Origin of the sequence: Sanyastnella coralliicola (assembly GCF_030845195.1) — a bacterium.
In the GTDB taxonomy this organism is placed as follows: Bacteria; Bacteroidota; Bacteroidia; order Flavobacteriales_D; family Sanyastnellaceae; genus Sanyastnella; species Sanyastnella coralliicola.
This window is the reverse complement of the sequence record NZ_CP132543.1, coordinates 1475030-1497943: the sequence shown is the minus strand read 5'-3', so window position 1 is coordinate 1497943 and position 22914 is coordinate 1475030. Positions and strand designations below refer to the sequence as shown.

The 22914-nt window shown below is 46.1% G+C and carries 15 protein-coding genes, 1 other RNA gene and 1 riboswitch; of the genes, 9 read left to right on the top strand and 7 right to left on the bottom strand.

Features of this window, described 5'->3' with window-relative positions; genetic code table 11:
* Window positions 1-95 precede the first annotated feature (95 nt).
* Complete coding sequence (pruA, locus tag RA156_RS06235; protein ID WP_306643699.1) at window positions 96-1724, top strand: L-glutamate gamma-semialdehyde dehydrogenase; 1629 nt, start codon at window positions 96-98, stop codon at window positions 1722-1724.
* 45 nt (window positions 1725-1769) lie between these two features.
* Here the strand turns inward: pruA and RA156_RS06230 are convergent, their stop codons facing one another.
* A complete protein-coding gene (locus RA156_RS06230) occupies window positions 1770-2492 on the bottom strand; it encodes a hypothetical protein (protein ID WP_306643698.1) in 723 nt (240 codons plus the stop codon).
* 189 nt (window positions 2493-2681) lie between these two features.
* On the opposite strand from RA156_RS06230, the gene rnpB reads away from it, so the two are divergent.
* The 6 genes from rnpB (at window position 2682) to RA156_RS06200 (ending at window position 7887) form a co-directional block, all read left to right on the top strand.
* Window positions 2682-3021: RNase P RNA component class A (gene rnpB, locus RA156_RS06225), an RNA gene on the top strand.
* Between the two features lie 72 nt (window positions 3022-3093).
* On the top strand, window positions 3094-3717 hold the full coding sequence (locus tag RA156_RS06220; RefSeq protein ID WP_306643697.1) for a trimeric intracellular cation channel family protein: 624 nt from the start codon (window positions 3094-3096) through the stop codon (window positions 3715-3717).
* Window positions 3718-3757: 40 nt separating this feature from the next.
* Window positions 3758-5104 (top strand): signal recognition particle protein, encoded by a 1347-nt coding sequence (gene ffh, locus RA156_RS06215; protein ID WP_306643696.1) that lies wholly within the window; start codon window positions 3758-3760, stop codon window positions 5102-5104.
* A 2-nt stretch (window positions 5105-5106) separates the two neighbouring features.
* A complete protein-coding gene (gene folD / locus RA156_RS06210; RefSeq protein ID WP_306643695.1) occupies window positions 5107-5985 on the top strand; it encodes a bifunctional methylenetetrahydrofolate dehydrogenase/methenyltetrahydrofolate cyclohydrolase FolD in 879 nt (292 codons plus the stop codon).
* A 16-nt stretch (window positions 5986-6001) separates the two neighbouring features.
* Window positions 6002-7018 (top strand): bifunctional diaminohydroxyphosphoribosylaminopyrimidine deaminase/5-amino-6-(5-phosphoribosylamino)uracil reductase RibD, encoded by a 1017-nt coding sequence (ribD, locus tag RA156_RS06205; RefSeq protein WP_306643694.1) that lies wholly within the window; start codon window positions 6002-6004, stop codon window positions 7016-7018.
* A complete protein-coding gene (locus RA156_RS06200; RefSeq protein WP_306643693.1) occupies window positions 7015-7887 on the top strand; it encodes a hypothetical protein in 873 nt (290 codons plus the stop codon). The genes ribD and RA156_RS06200 overlap by 4 nt, the downstream gene beginning before the upstream one ends.
* Here RA156_RS06200 and RA156_RS06195 read toward each other — a convergent pair.
* The 5 genes from RA156_RS06195 to RA156_RS06175 all read right to left on the bottom strand — a co-directional run bounded on the left by RA156_RS06195 (window position 7858) and on the right by RA156_RS06175 (window position 18416).
* Window positions 7858-11160, bottom strand: coding sequence for a VCBS repeat-containing protein (locus tag RA156_RS06195; protein ID WP_306643692.1), 3303 nt, complete (start codon window positions 11158-11160; stop codon window positions 7858-7860). The genes RA156_RS06200 and RA156_RS06195 overlap by 30 nt on opposite strands.
* 93 nt (window positions 11161-11253) lie before the next feature.
* Complete coding sequence (locus RA156_RS06190; protein ID WP_306643691.1) at window positions 11254-12393, bottom strand: homoserine dehydrogenase; 1140 nt, start codon at window positions 12391-12393, stop codon at window positions 11254-11256.
* Window positions 12390-13568: a trans-sulfuration enzyme family protein gene (locus RA156_RS06185; RefSeq protein WP_306643690.1), complete on the bottom strand. Its 1179-nt coding sequence runs from the start codon at window positions 13566-13568 to the stop codon at window positions 12390-12392. Before RA156_RS06185 ends, RA156_RS06190 begins: the two co-directional genes overlap by 4 nt.
* A 139-nt stretch (window positions 13569-13707) precedes the next feature.
* Window positions 13708-13814: riboswitch (SAM riboswitch) on the bottom strand.
* 101 nt (window positions 13815-13915) lie between these two features.
* The gene (locus tag RA156_RS06180; RefSeq protein WP_306643689.1) at window positions 13916-16228 is read right to left on the bottom strand and encodes a M1 family metallopeptidase; all 2313 of its coding nucleotides are present in this window, start codon (window positions 16226-16228) and stop codon (window positions 13916-13918) included.
* 106 nt (window positions 16229-16334) lie between these two features.
* Window positions 16335-18416, bottom strand: coding sequence for a glycoside hydrolase family 9 protein (locus RA156_RS06175; protein ID WP_306643688.1), 2082 nt, complete (start codon window positions 18414-18416; stop codon window positions 16335-16337).
* A gap of 102 nt (window positions 18417-18518) precedes the next feature.
* Between RA156_RS06175 and paaZ the strand changes: the two genes are divergently transcribed.
* Both paaZ and RA156_RS06165 read left to right on the top strand, forming a co-directional pair.
* Window positions 18519-20573 carry a phenylacetic acid degradation bifunctional protein PaaZ gene (gene paaZ, locus RA156_RS06170; RefSeq protein WP_306643687.1) on the top strand — a complete coding sequence of 685 codons (2055 nt, stop codon included), beginning with the start codon at window positions 18519-18521 and terminating at the stop codon, window positions 20571-20573.
* 15 nt (window positions 20574-20588) lie between these two features.
* Window positions 20589-22052, top strand: coding sequence for a S41 family peptidase (locus RA156_RS06165; protein WP_306643686.1), 1464 nt, complete (start codon window positions 20589-20591; stop codon window positions 22050-22052).
* A gap of 1 nt (window position 22053) precedes the next feature.
* Here RA156_RS06165 and RA156_RS06160 read toward each other — a convergent pair whose 3' ends face one another.
* Window positions 22054-22914 carry a TraB/GumN family protein gene (locus RA156_RS06160; protein ID WP_306643685.1) on the bottom strand — a complete coding sequence of 287 codons (861 nt, stop codon included), beginning with the start codon at window positions 22912-22914 and terminating at the stop codon, window positions 22054-22056.

Here is a 22914-nt window from a genome sequence, read left to right as displayed (position 1 = left end):
CTAACGCTTCCTTTGTACGTACACTTAAAGGAAGGGTTACGTTCAGGGTTTTCTCACCTTATATACTCTATTACCTTTGCAGAAAATTTCAAACCATGCCTAAAGGAGTATTTAGCATTCCATATCCGGTTAATGAGCCCGTACTTAGCTACGCTCCCGGGAGTCCAGAGCGCGAAGAGCTCATGGAGATGTACCAGGAAATGTATAACCAAGATCCGATTGATGTACCGATGTACATTGGATCTGAAGAGGTTCGTACTGATGACAAGCGTCCGATGTCGCCTCCGCACGAGCACAGCAAGATCCTAGGGCATTTCAACTACGGAACTTCAGCGCACGTTCAACAAGCAATAGACGCAGCCCTTGCTGCACGTAAGGATTGGGCAGATATGTCATGGGAGCACCGTGCAAGCATCTTCCTTAAGGCTGCTGATCTATTAGCAGGACCTTACCGCGCGAAGATGAACGCCTCAACGATGTTGGCGCAGTCAAAGAATGCTTTCCAAGCAGAGATTGATGCGGCATGTGAGTTGATCGACTTCTTTAAGTTCAACGCGTACTTCATGCAAGAGATTTACGAAAACCAGCCTGATTCGCAGCCTGGAATTTGGAATCGCCTTGAATACCGTCCACTTGAAGGATTCCTTCTTGCCATTACTCCATTCAACTTTACTTCTATTGCGGCTAACCTTCCGGCGTCTGCTGCTATGATGGGTAACGTTGTGCTTTGGAAACCAGCTGAGAGCCAAATGTACAGTGCACAAGTGATCATGGAGCTATTCAAGGAAGCAGGTCTTCCTGATGGTGTGATCAACTTGATTACCGTTGATGGACCAGAAGTTGGTGATGTTGTATTTAAGCACGCAGATTTCTCTGGACTTCACTTCACTGGTTCAACTGGAGTTTTCCGTCACCTATGGAAGGAGATCGGGATGAACATCGATAAATACAAGACTTACCCACGTATCGTAGGTGAAACAGGTGGAAAAGACTTTGTGATTGCTCACCACAGTGCAAATGCACAAGAGGTAGCCACAGCGTTGACACGTGGAGCTTTCGAATTCCAAGGTCAGAAGTGTTCAGCTGCAAGTCGTGCTTACATTCCTTCTAACATTTGGGAAGAGGTTCGTGGTGCTATGGAGCTTGACTTGAATAGCTTCAAAATGGGTGCACCAGATGACTTCTCGAATTTTGTGAATGCTGTAATCGACAAGCGTGCTTTTGATAAGATCACTAGCTACATTGATTATGTGAAAGAGCAAGACGATGCAGAGGTGATCATGGGTGGAAACTACGATGGTAGCAAAGGTTACTTCATTGAGCCAACCGTAGTATTGACTTCAAACCCTAAGTTCCGCACGATGTGTGAAGAGATCTTCGGCCCTGTATTGACGATCTACGTTTACGAGCCAGATCAGTGGGAAGAAACACTTGAGATGCTTGATCAAACAAGTGAATACGCTTTGACTGGTGCGATCTTCTCAAAAGACCGTTACGCGATTCAATACGCAACGAAAGCACTAGAGAATTCAGCTGGTAACTTCTACATCAACGATAAGCCAACTGGCGCTGTTGTTGGTCAGCAGCCATTCGGTGGTTCTCGTGCTTCTGGAACGAACGACAAGGCTGGTTCATACTTGAACCTTCTACGTTGGGTGAGCCCTCGCACAATTAAGGAGACCTTTGTTCCTGCAACTGATTACCGTTACCCATTCCTCGGGTAATCGAGATATAACGAAATGAAAAGGGCCTCGAATTGAGGCCCTTTTTTATTTACTATTCTTTCTCGGTCTTCCCGGCCCACGCTTCTTCGCTGTGGATTTCGTTGCAGCTTTTGGAGCTGCGTTTTTTCGTGGTCTTCCTGGACCTCTTTTTGCTTTCGGCGCTTCCTCCGGATTCTTTCTTGGTCGTCCCGGCCCGCGTTTTGGCTTGACTTCCTCTTCTTTTTCAACAGTGGTTGCGAGTATTTGCTCGAAACGACTACTGTATGGTTCTTGAAGCTTGCCTTCGTCGTTTAACCAACGCTTGAGCACCATGTACTTCATTTTCTTGCCTTCTTCCCCTACTGTATCAATTTTATTGTGAATTGTACGTAGTCGGAATGCACTATTCAGAATACTCGCCTTCGCATTTTTCACTCTGTCTTCAGGAACATTCTTCAATACTAATGCGTCTTTGAGCATTTCTTCATAGCTCATCGGACGATCAACACTCTTCAGGCGATTGACAATAAAGTCTCCCCACACCGATTTTGGTCCGCGTTTCTTTTTGCGCCCTCTCTTCTTTGTTGCTTTTGCAACCTTTGCTGGAGCTGGAGCAGCTATGGAAACAGGTTCTGTGGTTAGAGGAAGATCGCTTCCAAGTTTACCAAGTACGCTTTTCAAGTGTTCCACACGTCGAGATAGCTCTATGTATTCCTTCTCATAGGCATGACGCATGACATTGAGTTCTTCTTGACTAAGAAGAATCTCTTTCATGATAGATTCTGACATAAATAATTGTTGGTCCTACAGCCTTTCAGTTCAACAAAAAACCAGTTGAACTCAATCGCTTATTCAAAACAAATAGAAAATGAATTAAAAATCAATTAAATATGAGGGTTTTAGACAAATGGTATGAATACATAACCTTTTTTTAGGCGTTAGGCTATAGGCGTTAGGCTTTAGTGAATTTTTACCTTTGTGGGGATTGTCTTCGTCGCTTCGTGTATGCGGAGAGGAAAGTCCGGACAGCATAGAGCGCCACACTCCTCAAAAGGGAGGCTTCGAAAGAATGACAGATAGTGCTGCAGAAATTTATACCGCCGATGGTTCTTCGGAACACAGGTAAGGGTGAAAAGGTGAGGTAAGAGCTCACCAGTGCGCAGGTGACTGCGTAGCTCAGGTAAACCTTGTGGGTTGCAAGACCACGTATACTGATGCTTGAGGGCTGCTCGCTCGATATCAGGGGGTAGGTTGCATAGATAAATGACGAAGCATTCTTCGGAATGAACAGGATCCGGCTTATACAATTGTTTTAAAGGGGTATTTGTCTCACCGACATTGCCCTTTTTTCTTTTACTTTCCCCGATCTTTGCAGATCAATTTTAGGGAAATGGACTTAAGTCAAATCCTATATTTCATTGACCTCACGGGAACCTTTGTGTTTGCCGTGTCAGGTGTAACCGTAGCATCGCGATACAACGTCGATGTCTTCGGTGCTTCTGTTATTGGTTTTGTAACTGCACTTGGTGGAGGAACGGTGCGTGATGTGCTCATTGGAGCCACGCCTGTAAATTGGATTTTGAACGATGAATGGGTGCTTGCAGCTACTGCCGGGATTATCATTGGGCTTTTTGTGACTCGGGTGATTTCCCAGTGGAAACGTACAATGTTCATCTTTGACACCATCGGAATTGGTCTATTCACCATTCTAGGGCTTGAGAAGACCTTACAATTGGGCCTCTCTCCTATTATCGCTTTAATGATGGGTACCGTATCTGCCGTTTTCGGTGGCGTAGTTCGCGATGTCTTGGTGAATCGTGTTCCTCTGATTTTCCGAAAAGAAGTCTACGCAACGGCTTGTATTGCTGGAGGATTGGTCTACTTGTTTATAGGATTATTTACAGAGAACAAACTCTGGCCTTTGCTTGTCAGCATTGGGGTTGTGATCACAATTCGAAGGTTGGCCGTGATGAGAAATTGGAGTCTTCCGATGCCAAAGTCGTCAAGACCCTAGAGGTTTACTATTTTTGCTTCCCTTATTAGGAGAAAGAAACATGTTTGAAGGATTACAGGAACGGTTTGACAAAGCCTTTAAAGTCTTAAAAGGACAGGGCCAGATCACCGAAGTTAACGTAGCAGAAACGCTTAAAGAAGTACGTCGAGCACTATTGGATGCCGATGTCAACTTCAAGACCGCTAAAGACTTTACCAACCGTGTAAAGGAAAAAGCACTTGGTCAAGAAGTACTGACTGCCGTTAAGCCAGGACAACTCTTGGTTAAGATTACGCACGCTGAACTCACAGAGCTCATGGGTGGTGATCAAGCTGAACTCAACTTCCAAGGAAACCCAGGCGTGGTCTTGATGTCTGGTCTACAGGGTTCTGGTAAGACAACCTTCTCTGGAAAGCTAGCGAACTGGCTGAAGACGAAAAAAGGAAAGAATCCACTTCTCGTAGCTTGTGACATCTACCGTCCTGCGGCGATTGACCAGCTGCACGTAGTCGGTGAGTCTATTGGAGTTGATGTCTATTCAGAACGCGAGAATAAGAATGCAGTAGAGATTGCTCAGAATGCGATTCAATTTGCGAAGAGCAACGGACATAACGTAGTTATTGTCGATACAGCCGGTCGTTTGGCGATCGACGAAGAGATGATGCAGGAGATCGAAGCGGTGAAAAACGCGATCGAGCCTTCAGAGACGCTCTTTGTTGTTGACTCGATGACTGGTCAAGATGCTGTGAATACAGCCAAGACCTTCAACGAACGCTTGAACTTCGACGGAGTTATCTTAACGAAGCTTGATGGTGACACGCGAGGTGGTGCTGCGCTGTCTATTAAGACTGTAGTGAATAAGCCGATCAAGTTTATCGGTACTGGTGAGAAGATGGATGCACTCGACATCTTCTACCCGAAACGTATGGCTGACCGTATTCTCGGAATGGGTGACGTTGTTTCCCTTGTAGAGCGTGCTCAAGAGCAGTTTGACGAAGAGAAAGCGAAGAAACTGCAGAAGAAGATCGAGAAGAACACCTTCGATTTCGAAGACTTCCTTGACCAGCTTCAGCAGATCAAGAAAATGGGTAACGTAAAAGACCTTCTTGGAATGATCCCTGGAATGGGGAAAGCATTGAAGAATGTTGAGATCGATGATGATGCGTTTAAGCACATTGAAGCCATCATTCACTCGATGACTCCATACGAACGAAGCAATCCGAATTCAATCAACGGAAGCCGCAAGAAGCGCATCGCTTCTGGTAGCGGCACTTCAGTGAATGAAGTGAACAAGTTGATCAAGCAATTCGATGAAACGCGCAAAATGATGCGCATGATGACAAACCGCAGTCGCATGTCTTCTATGGCCGGAGGGCTTCGTGGAATGCGCGGTAAAAAACGTAAATAAGCATGCAGATCCTCGATGGAAAAGCCACTTCGAAAGCAATCAAAGAAGAGATTGCTGTTGAAGTTGAAAAACGTAAAGCAGCTGGATTGAAAACCCCTCACCTCGCCGCAGTGCTTGTGGGTGATGATGGTGCGAGTCAAACTTATGTGAATAGCAAAGTTCGCGCATGTGAACGTTGCGGATTCAAGAGTACCTTGGTAAAACGTGACGGTAGCTGTACCGAAGAGGAATTGCTTGAGATCGTAGATCAGCTGAATAACGACGATGACATCGATGGATTCATCGTTCAGCTACCACTTCCTAAGCACATCAACGAACAGAAGGTCCTAGAAGCAGTAAAGCGCGAGAAAGATGTAGACGGCTTCCACCCGGAAAACGTTGGACGAATGGCATTGAACTTGCCAACCTTCCTCCCTGCTACCCCATACGGAATCATGCAAATGCTGGAGCGTTATGAAGTTCCTACTCAGGGTAAGCATGCAGTGGTGATCGGACGAAGCCATATTGTAGGTTCTCCTATGTCAATCCTTCTTTCTCGTAATGGGTATCCTGGAAACTGCACAGTCACTATCACTCATAGCCGCACTACTAATCTTGAGGAACTAACGCGTGAAGCGGACATTCTCATTGTTGCACTTGGTCGACCAGAGTTCGTGAAGGCCGATATGGTAAAAGAAGGCGCTGTTATCGTAGATGTGGGTATTACTCGTGTCGAGGCTCCTGAAACCGAAAAGGGATACGTTATCAAGGGAGATGTTGCTTTCGACGAAGTAGCTCCTAAGTCTTCCTTCATCACCCCTGTGCCAGGTGGAGTTGGGCCGATGACCATCGCCTCACTTCTCAAAAACACGCTTCAAGCTGCCGGTGACAAGCCAGCGTAACATCGATGAACGTTTTATGCGGCGTTGCTTTCAGCTTGCCGAACAGGGTCGAGGAATCGTCTCTCCTAATCCGCTTGTTGGATGTGTGTTGACCTTAGGTGAACGCATCATTGGCGAAGGCTACCATCATGAATACGGCAGCCATCACGCCGAAGTGAATGCTGTCAATTCAGTTCAAGACCCTTCCCTCCTTTCCCAAGCAACGGCTTATGTCAATCTTGAGCCTTGTGCTCATCATGGCAAAACGCCTCCTTGCGCTGATATGCTGATCAAGCATCAAGTACAGCGTGTTGTCATTTCAAACCGAGATCCGTTTGATGAAGTTGATGGAAAAGGGATTGAGCGCCTAAAAGCTGCAGGAATTCAAGTTACTGTTGGTGTTCTTGAAGATGAAGGACTTTGGCTCAATCGAGACTTCTTTACCCACCACACAAAGCAACGTCCGTTCATTCAATTGAAATGGGCACAAACTAGTGACGGATTCTTTGATAAATCGCGCCTAACGAACGAATTAGGTTCTACTTGGATCACTGCTCCTTCTACTCGAAAGTTAGTTCATGCGATGCGTGGAGATGCTGACGCAATTCTCGTTGGTATCAAGACGGTTCTGATAGACAACCCTGAACTAACTGTTCGCGATGTAGCCGGTAAAAATCCTTTGCGTGTAGTGATTGATCTGAATAACGCTATCGCGGAAGGGCACCGGATTCTGAATGATGAAGCTCCGACATTGATCATCAACGGATCCAAAAGCATTACTCAAGGCAGCAACGAGTGGCTTCAAGTGTCACCTAACCAGGTCTTTGAAGACTTAATGAATGCACTCCATGAGCGAAAAGTCCAACGATTGATGGTCGAAGGCGGAGCCTTTACCATTCAGCGTTTCTTAATGAATGAGCTTTGGGATGAAGCGATGGTATTGGAAGGCAACAAAACCTTTGGTGCAGGAATGAAAGCTCCTTCCATTCCTCAAAAAGCGGCACAGGTTTACATGTACGGACAAGATCGAATCTATCAATACCGAAGGTCATGATTTGGTTATTGCTCAGTATTGCTTCATCCACGATCATTTTTGTCTTGTTTCGGCTCTTTCCGAAGTATGGTGCACATACCCTGCCTGCTATCGTAGTGAACTACGCGGTGGCGGCAACCTTGGGGATGTTGATGCTCGAGCCTAATTATGATTTTGAAGCGGCGACTCAAACCACTTGGTTCAAAGGCGGCTTGATGGTTGGGACGCTCTTCATTTCCATCTTCTTCTTGATGGCATTTACTGCTCAGCGCATGGGTGTAGCCATTTCGAGTATTGCGACCAAAATGTCGTTAGTTATCCCAGTGGCGTGGTTCATGGCTACCGATCCAAATGACCATGTAACTGGGATCAAGGTTGTAGCGGTATTGCTGGCACTGTTGGCCGTATTACTCTCTTCTAAGAAGTCTGAAGGAAACTTTAATTGGAGTTACATCGCGTTCCCGGTCATTGTCTTCTTGGGGAGTGGTGTCATTGATTTGGTCATAGGTCACTTCTCTGACGGAAACCAATTGCAAAGCGAATCTGACCGTTACCTGTTTACCAGTGCTCCTTTCATGACCAGTATGGCTATTGGAATCGTGGTATTGATAATTCGTGGAATCAAAGGAATGCCCCTTTTCAATTGGGCTACAGTCATTGGCGGAACCGTTCTTGGGCTTGTCAACTTTGCTTCGATTTACTTCTTGATTGCCACCTTCGAATCAAAATTTGTAGACCGTTCAGCGATCATTCCCATCAACAACCTCGGGGTTGTACTCTTCTCTTCCTTGCTTGCTATTCTGTTCTTCTCTGAAAAGGCTTCGAAGAGAAAGCTCATTGGACTCGCTTTCGCGGTACTATCAATTGCCTTGTTGATCTTCAACCGTTGACATGAGCTGGTGCACTCGTGCATAGCCTTTGTTGATGGCACTGACCATCAGCTTTCCTTTTGCTGTGTTCACCAACACAGATCTGCGAACATCCTGTGCAAGCGTTAAGCCCGATTCGGTATACCAAGAGGTTCTGAAGCTTCCGTTGTCATTGATTAGAACACAGCCATTACCAGCATCGTAGCGAACCGTCTCCACCTCTACTCCGAAGTAATTCCCCGCAATGATGAGATCAGTGTCCCCATCCCCATCAACGTCTGTAGGTACGATCGAACGAACCGGTGCCATTTGCGCCCCGAAGGGTAAGGCTTGAGCGCTATAAGATTGTCCGTCACCAAGGAAAAGCATTGACTTGAATTCATAAGCCTCTAGGCGTTCCGCGCTAGCGAGATTCTCTTCAGAATAGATATCAGACAAGCTGGCTTTTGCGAAATCATTGTAGGTCTCGAACTTCTGCGAAATGAAAGGCATCTGTTCAGAACTACACTCCTTCCCTCTTACGGGCAGAAGATTGTCATTTTCATACTTGGCCAATACAATGTCGAGTGTTCCGCTGTTATCAAAGTCAGCGGCATAGCAGAATAAGGGTTTGTCTTTGCTCGGATGGAATTTGTTGTTCTCTCCGATGTTCCCAGCGATGATGTCTTTGATTCCGTCTCCGTTGATATCGCTAGCGGCTAATTCAAACCACCAACCGTTCATGTCCGGTGCCAATTCCTTAGCAGCGCCGAATCGAGCACCATCACCATGATAGATCGTTGGTGCCATCCATTCGCCGGCAACAACAAGATCAACCAATCCATCATTATTCATGTCTTCTAGCAAGGCAGACGAGACCATTCCCTTGGAAAACTCAGGCAGCCAGTCAGCTGTCATATCTCTGAACAGTCGGTTATCATTGATCAGCACTACGGATTCTGGAGCTGTTGGATAGGCTCCAGGAACATTTCTTCCGCCTATGAAGAGGTCTTGATCACCATCATTGTCAATGTCAGCAGCCCGTACCACACCTCCAGCAATCGTCAAATTTGGAATTCGATTGGTTCCATCACTGAATTGCGCTTGGCCTTCATTCAAATAGAGTCTATCCCTTAAGTACGGTGAAGCCGCTCCTTGACTGGCATCACCGCTTACGACGTACAGGTCAAGATCTCCATCATTATCTGCATCGAAGGCTACCGCATCAACATCCTCCGCTCCTTGGTGACGTTCGAATATCTCTTGACGCGAAGTTAGAAAGCTTCCGTCAGGGGTTTGGATATAGAGTTTACCGGGTTGACCAGAACAGCCTCCGATATAAACGTCTTCATAGCCGTCACCATTGAGATCTCCCGAGGCAATGGCTGGACCGTATTCTGAAGTGCGGTGAGGCAACAGGATTTCCTTTTCAAAATCATTGAATGGATTCTCTTGATGACGGTGAACGATACTTTGCTCCCGGGTAATGTCTTTCAAGTATTGATTTTGTGGAGCTGGAGGCCAACTATTCTCAACCTTGTATTCTGTTTTATCGTCGCCCAGACTAGTGTATTCGTTGATTTTAGCCATTCCAACACCCCAAATATCTCCTTGAGGTGAAATGATCTCAATTCGCTCAACTGTTGCTCCTTCTGGAACTCCGAAATGGACCTTGTTCCCTACTGAACCAAGATAGCCTCGGGTTGGATTATAGTAGCGCACCTGATCTCCCTTGTCTGTCCTGAGAATAACTCTGGACCCAACATCTCGTGATGGTCTCATGTAGACACCCGTGAAATCACCTCCCATTTGATTGCGGTACACGTAGGCACGCTCATCTACATTATTGACTACAAGATCTAAGTCTCCGTCGTTGTCCAAATCAGCGTAGACCGCGCCATTACTGTTGACGCGTTGGTCGAGCCCCCATTGGTCATTGACTCTATCGAACTGAAGATGACCCTGATTCTGGAAGAGGTAATTGCTGAGTTTGGTACTTGGCAAGAGGTCAAGGACATCTCCGAAGGTAATGTCTTGTTGTGCCGCTTGAAGCTCTTGGACATTGGTTTGAAGATCGTTGTCTTTCGTGTCGCGTTTGTATCCGTTGGTTATGAATACATCTTGCATTCCATCGTTATCGAAATCTGCGATGAGACCTGCCCAAGACCAGTCTGTCTTATGCATCCCATTCATTTGAGCAATGTCACTGTAGATTCCATTGCCCATATTCAGCTGTAGGGTATTCTGCATGTACTGGTAGTGCCATCCCATCCTCAAACGTGCTTCAAAGCGGTCAAGATCCATACTTGCCATGTTTCTTTTGGCGCGTTCATGGGTCTCAAAGGCCATATCTAAGGTAAGTAGGTCAGGAAGTAGGTCGTTATTGATATCTGCGTAATCACAGCCCATGCCGTAGTTAGAGGTGTGTTTGAAACGCTTGGTTACTTCGTTAACAAAGGTCCCGTTTTGTTGATTGATGTAGAGTAAATCGCCTTCATCAAAGTCATTTGAACAGTAGATATCAGGCCATCCATCAGCGTTGAAATCTTCAATGACGATACCCAAACCAAAGGCAAAGTCAAAGATGCCCGCGCTTTGTGTTACGTCTACAAACTTGCCATTGTCATTGCGGTAGAGTTTATCAGACTCTAATACTCCCGCTTGGATAAGGCGCTGAAGTTCTGCTCCATTCAATCGATTTCTGAATTGATCAGGATGTGTCAAAAGATAACAGTCGAGGTCTCCATCGAGATCCATATCAAAGAAGGCAGCCATGGTGGTATGACCTGAGTAGTCTAATCCATATTCTTTGGCTTCATCTACAAACCCTTTTCCTTCTTGGTTGATGAGGAGTCTATTGGTGTGTTTTGAAGCTGATTTATACGGACCAGTTTGGCACACGTAGATATCGAGCCAACCGTCTTGGTTGATATCAACCATCACCGCTCCTGAACTCCAGCCATCCGAAGGGATATCCCATTCCGCGCTAGCGTCAGTAAAATTCAACTCACCTTGATTCAAATAGAGCTTATCGGCAACCATATTACCAGTGAAGAACAGATCTTCTAAGCCATCTTTATTGACATCGCCAACAGCCACTCCAGCCCCGTTATAGAGGTAGTCATAGTTGATCACATTGATCGAATCATTCTCTTGAATGTCATTGGAAAACGCAATGCCCGATTCTTCTTCAGATAGTAGCTCAAAGCCGCTCTGACGCTGTGGTTCAGGAGAAGGCTCATTCACATGATCGGGCTGGTTTCCACATGACCAAAGCAACGCCAAAGCGCAACTAAAGATCAATAGCCTGTTCATTAATTCTAGCGGTTTGCCTCTAAGATAGCGTATGGAAGGCTTTCTACAGAAAAAGAAAGGCCCAAACTCTTTGAGCTGGGCCTTTCCACCAATTTACAGGAACAACACACTGTTCTCAGGGTGATCTAATAAAGGATCACTCCGAAGGTCTGTGGGCAGCCCTGCGATGCGCCAAAGATCGAATGGACCATGCAATCGGTGCTCCAGGATCCGGTAGGCTAATGGGTCTGGTCGCTCGCCCATCACGTGGGTACGCAACCACAAATCGGTCTTTCGACGCGACTTAGGTTCTTCAGGGAGTGATGAATCAACGCTGTATTGGTATCCGTTGAGGTAAGCAAGGACATCGTTCAATAATGCTGTTCCCGTAGCTCTTCCTCCGGCACCGTTGCCTTCGAACAGGTACTCCTCCCCAATTTTATCCGTGATTTTCACTGCATTCTTCTCATTCTTCACGGCACACCATGGATCATCCTTGTCTAGGAGCACAGGTCGTACACTTGCGTAGATACCGTCATCTAAAAGCTCTGCTTCTGCGATGAGTTTGATTTCTGCCCCTTGCTGTTTCGCGAGATGAATGTCTGCGCCATTGAGACGATCAATTCCAATGCGTTGAATTTGATCGGGTGTCACGCTAGCGCGGAATGCGTGTCGGATGAGAATCGAAAGCTTCGTTGCAGCGTCCGTTCCGTCGAGATCAAGCGTTGGATCTGCTTCTGCAAATCCTTGTTCTTGGGCCTTTTTGAGTGCTTCGGGAAACTCCAAACCATCATGAAACACCTTCGAGAGAATGTAATTCGAGCTGCCATTTAGGATGCCCTGAATCTTCTTGACTCCATGCGGGAAACAAGTCTCCAGTGCTCGAATGATTGGAATGGAAGCTGTGCAAGAAGCTTCGTAGAGTACATCTCCATCTTGGCCAATTTCTCCATTCAAAAACTGCCAAACGAATTGCTTGTTAGCCGTAATGAAAGGCTTCTTGACCGATGCGCATTTGTATTGCCAAATCAATGCACCTTTGTCATCACCACTTGCTTCTACGACGATATCAATATCTGGACGCTCAATGAGACTAATGACGTCGTCTGTAATCAACTCTTTGTTCGTCAGCCGTGGCTTTCGCAAGTCTTTGACTGCGATTCCACCTAACTCCAAACTCGGTTGTTTATCGATGATTTCAGCGAAAGCTTGTCCAACACAACCGTAACCTATCAGTGCAATTTTCTTGCTCATTTCAATGCAGTTTGAAGAGTTGGTACTTGTTGAATTCTATTGGCAAATGCTCTTTCCAAATCTGCTATAAGATCGTCGGCATCTTCGATACCGCAAGAGAGTCTTACCAGACTGTCTGCCACACCGGCCTTTCTTCTCACTTCCGCTGGAGTACTCTTGTGAGTCATTTGAGCTGGGTGGCATAAAAGGCTCTTCACTCCTCCCAAGCTTTCAGCTAGCTGGAATAGTCTCGTGGAACAGACAAACTGCGTAGCAGACTCGATGGTATCATCTTGTAACGAGAAGCTCAAAACACCTCCAAATAATGACTGCTGTTCACATGCGATGTGGTAGCCTGGGTGATCGGGCAATCCTGGGTAAAACACTTGGTCTACCTCAGGTCTGCGTTGAAGCCACGACGCTACTTTCTGTGCATTTTCACTTTGCTTCTTGAGTCTCAGTTCAAGCGTCTCAATTCCACGGATGGTCAACCAGCTGTCAAAAGGAGAAAGCACGCCCCCACTTGAGTTCTGGATGAATTTGATACGCTCAGAAAGTGCTGCTTCTTTTGTTACTACCGCTCCTGCGATGACATCGCTGTGTCCGGCGAGATACTTCGTCGCGCTATGCACTACGATATCGGCACCAAGTTGCAGCGGCTGCTGTCCAATTGGTGAGGCGAAGGTGTTGTCTACGACCAACAAGATGTCATTCGCTTTTGCGAGTTTTCCAATCGCTTTGACGTCTGAGATTTTGAGCGTTGGATTGGTTGGCGTCTCTAACCAAATGAACTTCGTGCGATCAGTGATTGCATCGTTAATCTCCTGGATATCACTGGTATCAACGAAGTTGACTTTTACCCCAAACTTCTCGTAGAGGAACGAATACAGTCTGAAGGTTCCGCCGTAGATGTCATCTACTGCAACTACTTCGTCTCCAGACTCAAGCAATTTGATCACTGCATCGATGGCAGCAAGCCCGCTCGCAAATGCGAAGCCTTTGTGTCCGCCTTCCAGTTTAGCCAGGAGGTCTTCCAGTGCTTGACGCGTTGGGTTATTTGAACGGGAATAATCAAATCCTTTGTTCACTCCAGGGGCTTCCTGGACAAAAGTTGATGTTTGGTAGATCGGTACTGAGATCGATCCTGTTTGTGGATCCACTGGAATGTCGTGGATCAATTTTGTGCTAGTTTTCATGTGGCACTCATGTGTTTTAAATTATACATGCGCACCACTTATCTGCGTAATTCCGAAAAACGTCCAGAAAAGAAAAAATCCTTTCCGGACAAGCCGAAAAGGATTTCTGTATCTCGAGAACTTACAGTCATCATAATCGCGCTTATCTTTCCTCTACTGAGGTAGGAATTGGCACCGTCTTTCTGTTGCCAGAATCGGTTGCCAAGGTTTCTCAGGGCCTAATCCCTCCACCTTTCGTGATAAGTGTTGCAAAGAACTGCCGCAAAGTTACGGCGGGAATTTTCAGAATTCCAAAGAAATTCTCGCTAGAATTTCTTCTTGACTGTTATTCAGCCTTTTACAGTGTTCTATTTCTGTTGTGAACGCTGGTAACGTTGCATTGGATTCTCTCCTCCGCCACCTCTTTGTCCGTTTTTGAACAGCTCAAATCGGGTTGGTTGAGGGATCGCTGGCCACGCATTGTTGCTCAAATCTGTATCCGCTGTTTCCAAGTATGGATCGAGTGTGATTCGCACTGCTTCTTTCTCTGTGATGAGCACTTTTGTCACGGTAGATTCTGACATTCTCCAGATCTCTGCTGGGATACGTCTCACCTCTTCCGTGCCGTCTGCATATTCGAAACGTACGATGAGCGGCATCACCAATCCACCAATGTTCTCTACTGTGATTTCGTAGAACTGTTTGCTGCTTTGAAGCAGTGCTTTCTCGTCTTCAGAGAGGTTAGAGAGGTATTCCTCGTACTCTTCTTTATCGAGTGAAATCACTTCGTACTTGCTAACCGTTGTGTAGAAATCGTGAAGCTCAGGCTTCGCTTCTAGTCGTGACTCAGGAATGAATGATTCATCGCGTACTTTGGCGATATCTGTTGGTGCTGCTTCGTCCATTGATTGGTCAAAGCTTTTTTCAACTTCTGGATCTCCAGTATCGATCTGGTACCACTTTACTTCTTTCAGAGACAGGTCACAGTGATCTGTCGTATAGAACCATCCTCTCCAGAACCAATCTAAGTCAATCCCACTTGCATCTTCCATTGAGCGGAAGAAGTCTGCTGGTGTTGGGTGCTTAAATGCCCAACGACGTGAGTATTCTTTGAATGCGTAGTCAAACTGCTCACGTCCCATGACCGTTTCACGCAGGATGTTTAAGGCTGTTGCTGGCTTCCCATAAGCGTTGTTACCGAATTGGTAGATTGACTCCGAGTTGGTCATGATTGGAGAAATACGCGACTTATCACCTCCCATGTAGCTTGCGATGTTACGCGCAGGTCCACGGCGTGTTGGGTAATCACGGTCCCATTCCTTCTCCGTCAGGTATTGGCAGAAGGTATTTAGCCCTTCGTCCATCCATGTCCATTGACGTTCATCACTGTTGATGATCATTGGGAAGAAGTTGTGTCCTACTTCGTGGATAATCACTGAGATCATACCGTATTTGGTACGTTCAGAGTATGTTCCATCTGCTTCTGGTCTTCCTCCGTTGAAACAGATCATTGGGTACTCCATTCCAATCCATTTCGTGTGTACTGAAATTGCCACTGGGTACGGGTATTCGATAGTGAACTTCGAGTACGTCTCAAGCGTTTGCGCGACTGCTTCTGTACTGTACTTCTCCCAGAGAGGATTTCCTTCTTTTGGGTAGTATGACATAGCCATTGGTGTCTTTGTATCGAGCTTCACTGCCATCGCATCCCAGATGAATTTACGGCTTGATGCGAAACCAAAGTCACGTACATTCTCTGCTTCGAAGACCCAAGTTTTCTGTCCTTTTTCTTTGTTCTTCTCCTTCTCAATCGCCTCTTCCTCAGTAACAATCATTACTGGCTTGTCGTAAGTGCTTTTCGCTTTCTCGTAGCGCTTGCGCTCTTTTGAGCTCAATACATTCTTTGGATTCTGAAGAACACCCGTAGATGCTACAACGTGGTCTGAAGGAACGGTGATGGCTACTTTGTAATTTCCAAAGTTCAGGGTGAACTCTCCTCTACCCAAGAATTGTTTGTGCTGCCATCCTTCGTTATCACAGTACACTACCATACGTGGGTAGAACTGAGCGATGGTGTAGATGTAGTTGTCTTCTTCTTCGAAGTACTCATACCCAGAACGACCACCGATCTTCATACGATCGTTGATGTTGTACCACCATTTTACATTGAAAACGAACTTTCCACCAGGCTTTAAAGGTGACGGCAGTTCAATGCGCATCATGGTTTTGTTGATGGAGTAGTTCAGGTCTTTCCCGCTCCCATCTTTCACATGGTCAATCTTGAATCCTCCGTCAAACCATGGCTCCAGACGAGTGATGTCATCAAATGACATGCGCTCTTCCATTGAGCTTTCGCGAATCTTATAAGTATCGCTGTCTTTCGCTCGCATGTTTTGATCCAATTGCATCCAGATGTAACGGAGTTCGTCTGGAGAGTTGTTGGTGTAGGTCACCGTCTCCTCACCATAGATTTGTTGCGTTTCATCGTCCAAACGAATCTTCATATCGTAATCAGCGCGTTGCTGCCAGTATTCGTGACCAGGAGCACCAGAAGCTGTTCGATAAACATTGGGAGTTGGTAGATCAGTACCGAGCTGTTTGAATTTGCTCTGATTGGTATTCTCTTGCGCAAAGCTGCTTCCCGCGATGAACAGGGCAGTCAGAATCATCAGTTTTCTCATGAATTGGGTATAAGGAATGGCAAGATAACCAATACCACGTGTTCGCTGTTCGCGGAACCGGCGGGTTTTTATGAACGGTGATAGATATACATTAATGGAACCGGCGCTACTCGATGATTAGCTTCCGCGTTAGCGATAACCCATTATCAGCCAAGAAATGAAGGACATATAAGCCTGGCTCATCTAAACGTATAAGAAGTCGTGACTGGTTCTTGGCTAATTGTTGAATGACTTGTCCTTTGGTATTGAGAACAATCATTTGTCCGTTCTCAACAGATTCAAAATAGCTTTCTCTTTGCGCAGGATTGGGGTATAGATTTGCTTCAAGATGATTTACTTCCTCCACACTATTCCCTGGATCATAGACTACGAAGTGAGCCAAAAGTCGCAAGTACGCTGCTTGATAGTAGATTGCTGGTTCAGTGATCTCCCATGACACTTCAGGAAAGCCATCATTGTAGTCCAAATAGCTTTTCATAATCGGTTGATTCGCCGGGGGCGAGAAAGTTCCTGAATACCATTGATTCGGGCCTCCGGTGACAAAACCTGGGGCCGGACCAAGGGCGTCTAGGATGGCATTATCATAGTCTGTTCCATTGTAAAACCAGGTGTGGTAGATTTCATTCACGCAGTGCTCGGCGCCGAAGGAGTACATATTCGAAAGCATGACCAAATCGAGTGGGTTCACCCCGTGAAAGTAGTGGAGGAAATCTGCTGCTTTGGATTGGTGTTCTTGTGCTCCTGCTTCTCCCAGTAGTTGAGCTACAGACCAATTTAAGTTTCCGTAACTCGCCTTCGGTGAATTCGATCCCCAGTGATAAGAGTAGTCAGGCATGTGTGCACCGTAGAGGTCGGTAGTCTCCTCTCCCATGAAGTTCTCGAAGTCGTTTTGGACCATCGTACTGAGTGCAGCATTCAAATCGTTCGTCAAAGAAGCACTGTAGTTTAAGTTCTTCATATTAAGCATCGCATCGCTAAAGGCCATTGAGTAGCTATCGATCCAAGTATATGCGGGTAGCGATTGATAGGTATCAATGAAGTAGCTCGCATAATCATCTTGATAGCTGAACTCATAGAGGTAAACGGCTGTTTGGACGAGCACCTGTTCTTGTTGCTCTATGCTCCAGTCAGCATCCCCTGCTACGATTGAGCCATCATCACAATCTGTTTCGAGCATTCCTTGAGACGCCATTTCTACTCCGTAGTTCCAATTTGCCACTGCTTGTGCATGAAGTTGATTGGCATATCCTGTGAAACTTGCATACTGTCCGAACACTACTGCAGCTTGACTAAGCACTGAAGCAGAGGCAATGCTTGCGGAAGTGCAGGTTGGCCCATAAAATCTAGGGTCTGTATTCGCACTTGGCGGAGATAAGGTATTCTCGTTATAGTTCTGGCTACCCATTTTGATTATGCACGTCCCGTCAGGGTTATTCATCTTCATCAACCAATCCAACTCCCACTTGATTTCATCGAGAATATCGGGAATACCATTGCCTGATTCAGGGATGTTCCAATCGTCGCCAAAGGCTATCGTTGATTCCCTGTATGCCATCAACAGGTCATTCATGCATGCCCAAAGGAATGTCACATACTTATTATAATCTCCTGCATCGAACCAGCCCCCGCTTAGGTCTCTGGCCAGTTCAGGATTATTCGGGTCGTAGATGTATCGACATTCAGTGTCTTGACCGGGATTTTCAAACGAAGCAAGATCACTCCACGCCCCTGCAAACTCCTCTAGTTTGGCGGCGCCACAACGATTGTAGAAGAACGCTCTTCCAGCCGTCTTTAGGAGTTCGTTGTAAACATGGTCTCCAATCTCAAATTCCGCGCTAGCTATCTGATTATCGAGATCAAATAGATAGTATGAACCGGGAGTCGTGTAACTAGAAAAGTCAACCCACCACCCACGATCACCGCTTGCCTCGTGCGTTTGAAGATTATTCCACTCACTGATTTCATAGGAAGCCACGACCATGTCATCAGCAGCATTTCTCAATTCAATAACTGCAGACGGTGTATACGAATTGGCCGCGTTGAAGCCAACTTGAGGATCTGACATAACCGCCAGTTTGCGTGCATTTGGCAAATACCCAAATTGATCAACATGAATGAAAGAAGTACCCTGTTGACAGAAACTGAGCACAGACCAAAGAAGGAAAAATGAAGTGAATAATTGGCGCATCTGAGTGTAGTTCGTTGAGCTCTAAGTTACAACATACTCTGGCTCTTGGTGCTTCGAATGCTAGGAACTTTGGTTAACTTCGAAGCATCAAAATTCCCTGCAATGACCAAGGTTCTTGAAAACTACGCCCTCGGGAAATGGATCCCAGGAGACGGCGATGGAAAAGCTCTATATAATGCGATTAATGGTGAAGAGATTGCCCGTGCTTCGAGCGACGGATTAGATCTTGAAGCTATGTTCAATTACGGTCGAGAAGTTGGTTCGCCAGTACTTCGCAAAATGACCTTCCCAGAAAGAGGGAGAATGCTCAAAGCCTTGGCGCTTTATTTGACTGAACGCAAAGAGCTGTTCTATCAGACTAGTTGGGCTACAGGCGCTACTCGCGCAGACAGCTGGATTGACATTGAAGGAGGGATTGGAAACCTCTTTGCCTACTCAAGCTTGCGACGCCAGTTCCCAAATGAACCCTACTATGTAGATGGTGATACTGCCCCTTTGAGCAAGGGTGGCACTTTTATCGGGCATCACATTATGGTGCCTAAAGAAGGAGTTGCGGTGCACATTAATGCCTTCAACTTCCCTATCTGGGGAATGCTTGAAAAGATTGCCGTCAACCTTCTTGCAGGTGTTCCTGCGATCGTAAAACCAGCCACCATCACTTCGTACTTGACTCAGCACATGGTTCAAGAGATTCACAACTCTGGAATTCTGCCTGATGGTGCGCTTCAGTTGATTTGTGGTTCCGCACGAAACATTATTGACTTTGTTGGTTCACAAGACGTTGTCACATTCACAGGGTCAGCGAGTACAGGTAAAATGCTCAAGTCTCATCCTAGAATTGTTGATGAAGCCGTTCCATTTAATATGGAAGCAGATTCGTTGAATGCTTCAGTACTAGGACTAGACGCAGCACCAGGAACTCCTGAGTTTGACCTCTTTGTCAAAGAGGTTCGCAAAGAAATGACAGTGAAGTGTGGTCAGAAGTGTACAGCTATCCGTCGTATCATCGTTCCTGAGCAATACTTAGAAGACGTAGAGAAAGCGATTGGTTCTCAGCTATCAAAGACAGTCATCGGAGATCCACAAGTAGATGGAGTGCGCATGGGTGCATTGGCCGGACAAGAACAAGTAAGTGAAGTCAAGGAGAAAGTGAGTGAACTACTTGGTGAAAGTGAACTCGTTTGGGGTGACCTTGAAAACTTCGACGTGACTGGAGCAGAGAAAGGCAAAGGAGCATTTCTTAGTCCTGTTCTTCTTCGCAATGATGATCCCTTCAACAAAACAAGCTCACACGAGGTGGAAGCCTTTGGTCCGGTGAGTACGATCATTCCTTACAAGACGACTGAAGAAGCGGTAGAGATCACCAAGCTTGGAAAAGGCTCTCTCGTATGTTCAATGGCAACCTACGATAACCAAGCAGCCCGCGATTTCACTTTGGGCGCTGCATCGCACCATGGGCGTATTCTCGTCTTTAACCGCGATTCAGGCCGAGAGAGTACAGGTCACGGTTCTCCAATGCCGATGTTGGTACACGGCGGACCAGGTCGTGCCGGAGGAGGTGAAGAAATGGGTGGTAAACGTGGAGTATTCCATTACATGCAACGCACGGCTATTCAAGGGTCTCCTACTACCCTCACAGCTATCACGAACCAGTATCAGTACGGTGGAAAGCAAGTTGAATCAGAACCACATGTTTTCCGCAAGCACTTCGAAGAGTTGAACGTTGGTGACACCGTCACTACCGCGAAGCACACCGTTACCGTGACAGATATTGTCAACTTCGCAAATGTAAGCGGCGACAACTTCTACGCGCACATGGATGAGACCAGCCTTGAAGGAACCATCTTTGAGCAACGCGTTGCCCACGGATACTTTATCCTATCAAAGGCTGCAGGGTTGTTCGTTGACGCCAAAAAAGGTCCTGTTCTCTTGAATTATGGAATCGATGAATGTCGTTTCACAAAGCCGGTTTATCCAGGAACTACCATAGGTGTTCGTTTCACGGTGAAGGAGAAAATTGATCAAGAGAAGCGAAGTGAAGATGATATTGCAAAAGGAATCGTGAAATTCCTCGTTGATGTATATGACGATGAAGGTGAGACAGTGGCCTTAGCTACTATTCTGACCATGGTTAAGAAGATCGACCAATCATCGTGATCAAAATGTAACTACGTGAAAAGCACGCAATACCTCATACATACAGTGGCACTCATGATCTTCATGGGTGCTACTTTGTTTTCAAGGGCTCAGTTCAAAGCAGACTCACTTTACAGTGCTGATCTGCTGAAGGAAGACCTTGCTCAATTGCGTCAGGCAATCACGGAGATACATCCAGATCCTTACGTCTATAGTACAATAGAAGATGTGGATGCTGCTTGGGAGAATGCAGAGCAAGCAGTGCTTGAAGGCATGACGGGAGCTGATTTCCAGAAACTGGTAGCACGTACGCTTCGCGTATTTCGTGACAGCCATACCTCGCTGAGTTTCTCAGGGGCTGTTGGTGCTTATCGCGCGAATAACGGGCTAGCCTTGAACTTCGCTGTATGGTCTGCGGATAAAGAGATTGTTGTTTCACATGATCGGTTAGACATACTTCCAGAGGGAACAGTTCTAGAACGATTCAACGGTGTTTCGGTCAAGAAGCTACACAACGATGTTTCGGCCTATAGCATCTATGAAGGAAACAGCATCACCGGATTTAAACGCATTTCTGATGCGCTTTTCCCTTCATTTATCGGACTTGAAACTGAAGTCAAGGAAGACAACATTCTCATTGTGCGACTTCCAGGAGAAGCTCGCTCACAGGAGATTCATTACCCTGGATATAATGCTAAGCAACAGAAGAAGTTGCTGAAATCTATTGACCCTGAGATCTACAAGCTGACGGTACTCGAGGAAGAAAGCATCGCTGTAGTAAAGATTGGTTCCTTTGCCTACGGGAGTCAAGGTAAGTATGATCGCTTCTTGAAGAAGTCATTTAAGACGATTGAGAAAGCTGGAATTGAACACGTTGCCATTGACCTTCGAAACAACACAGGGGGTAACTCAGGACGCATGGAGCGTCTCCTCTCCTATTTGAATGTGGAAGATGTGCGCGTGCCTGATAATTTGATTGCTCGTCAAAGTGAGGCATCTGTTGAACGTTACGATAACACCTTCTCGAAATGGAATCGCTTCTTGCTTCGAACTTTCGCCAAAAAGAACGAAGATGCTGTGAATTACACCTACCTCGCAGATCAACCAATTGGCAGTCTAGACACCATTTACTTCAACGATCCGGAGCTTTCACCTAAATTTCATCACAAGGGGCCTACCTACCTATTTATGAATGGGTTATCAGGGTCTGCTAGCGCGAATTTCGCGGGCAACTTCAAGAAGAAACAGTTGGGAGATATTCTGGGAGAAACATGTCTTGGTCCCGAAAGTGGAACGTGGGGGAATCCAGTAAAATACAAGCTTGTCAACACTGGAGTTCCGGTGTTAATTGCTTCTATCCGATTCAACAACGATCGTTCATTTGAATACGACCCGAAACCGGTAGCAGCTGACATTCCTGTCAAAGCTACAAGAGAAAGTATCGCGTCAGAAACCGATCTCTACCTAGAAGAGCTAAAGATTCTGGTAAAGACCCGTTGATTTAGTTGAGAATTACGGGCTCTACGGTAAATCCAGCTTCTTCTAAAAGCTCGATCATCCCTCCTTTTCCTGGCAAATGCAGTGCTCCTACAGCACAGAAGAACGGATTGATTTTATGAATCTCAACAAGCTTTTCTGTCATTTCAACGTTGCGTTCAAACACCAACTGTTTCTCCATCTCATTGCCGAAAGCGTTGCTTGTGTATACAGCATAGACTCCATCAAGGTCTTTGTTGATGTACGCTTCCGTCATCTTCCCTGAAAGGTCAGTTTGATTCTCATAGTCATTCAGGTAGTCAACGAGCATATCTCTCTGTTCCTTGAGCGGGACTTCGTTGATTGCGCCCATCTGACTTTCAAGGGTTTCTAACGGACGAACAAGCTTCCCTAGACTTTCCGCAGCTACTTGAAGTTGTACATCCAGCACTTGATTCGCGTCGATCTGCATATCCATCTCTACAATGGTTGCCATGACCCAAAACGGTTTTAAGGTGAGCATCATTTGGCCCATTCCTGGCATCTTCTTGTCAGCAAACTCCGTGATCAATGCTTGATCTTCTGCGGAATAGATGGAGTCACGTTCAGCTTGGGACGCAAATACCATGTTGGTGAACATGGACTGGTCTGGCTGATTATCTGTGAGGTCGATCTCATTGCAGAATACCACTGTAGAGTCAATGTAATTGAGCAAATCATCAGCCATAGCCACGATAGAGCTATCGCTCACGTGCATCGTCCCGAAAATAAAAGAAGCCTCATTGCTTTCCGGTGATGTCACGCGGTACAAGAGGCTAGGATAATCCTGTGCGATTCCGGCGTTAGCCGAAATCAGCACAAGGATTGATAGAAAGAGTTTCTTCAT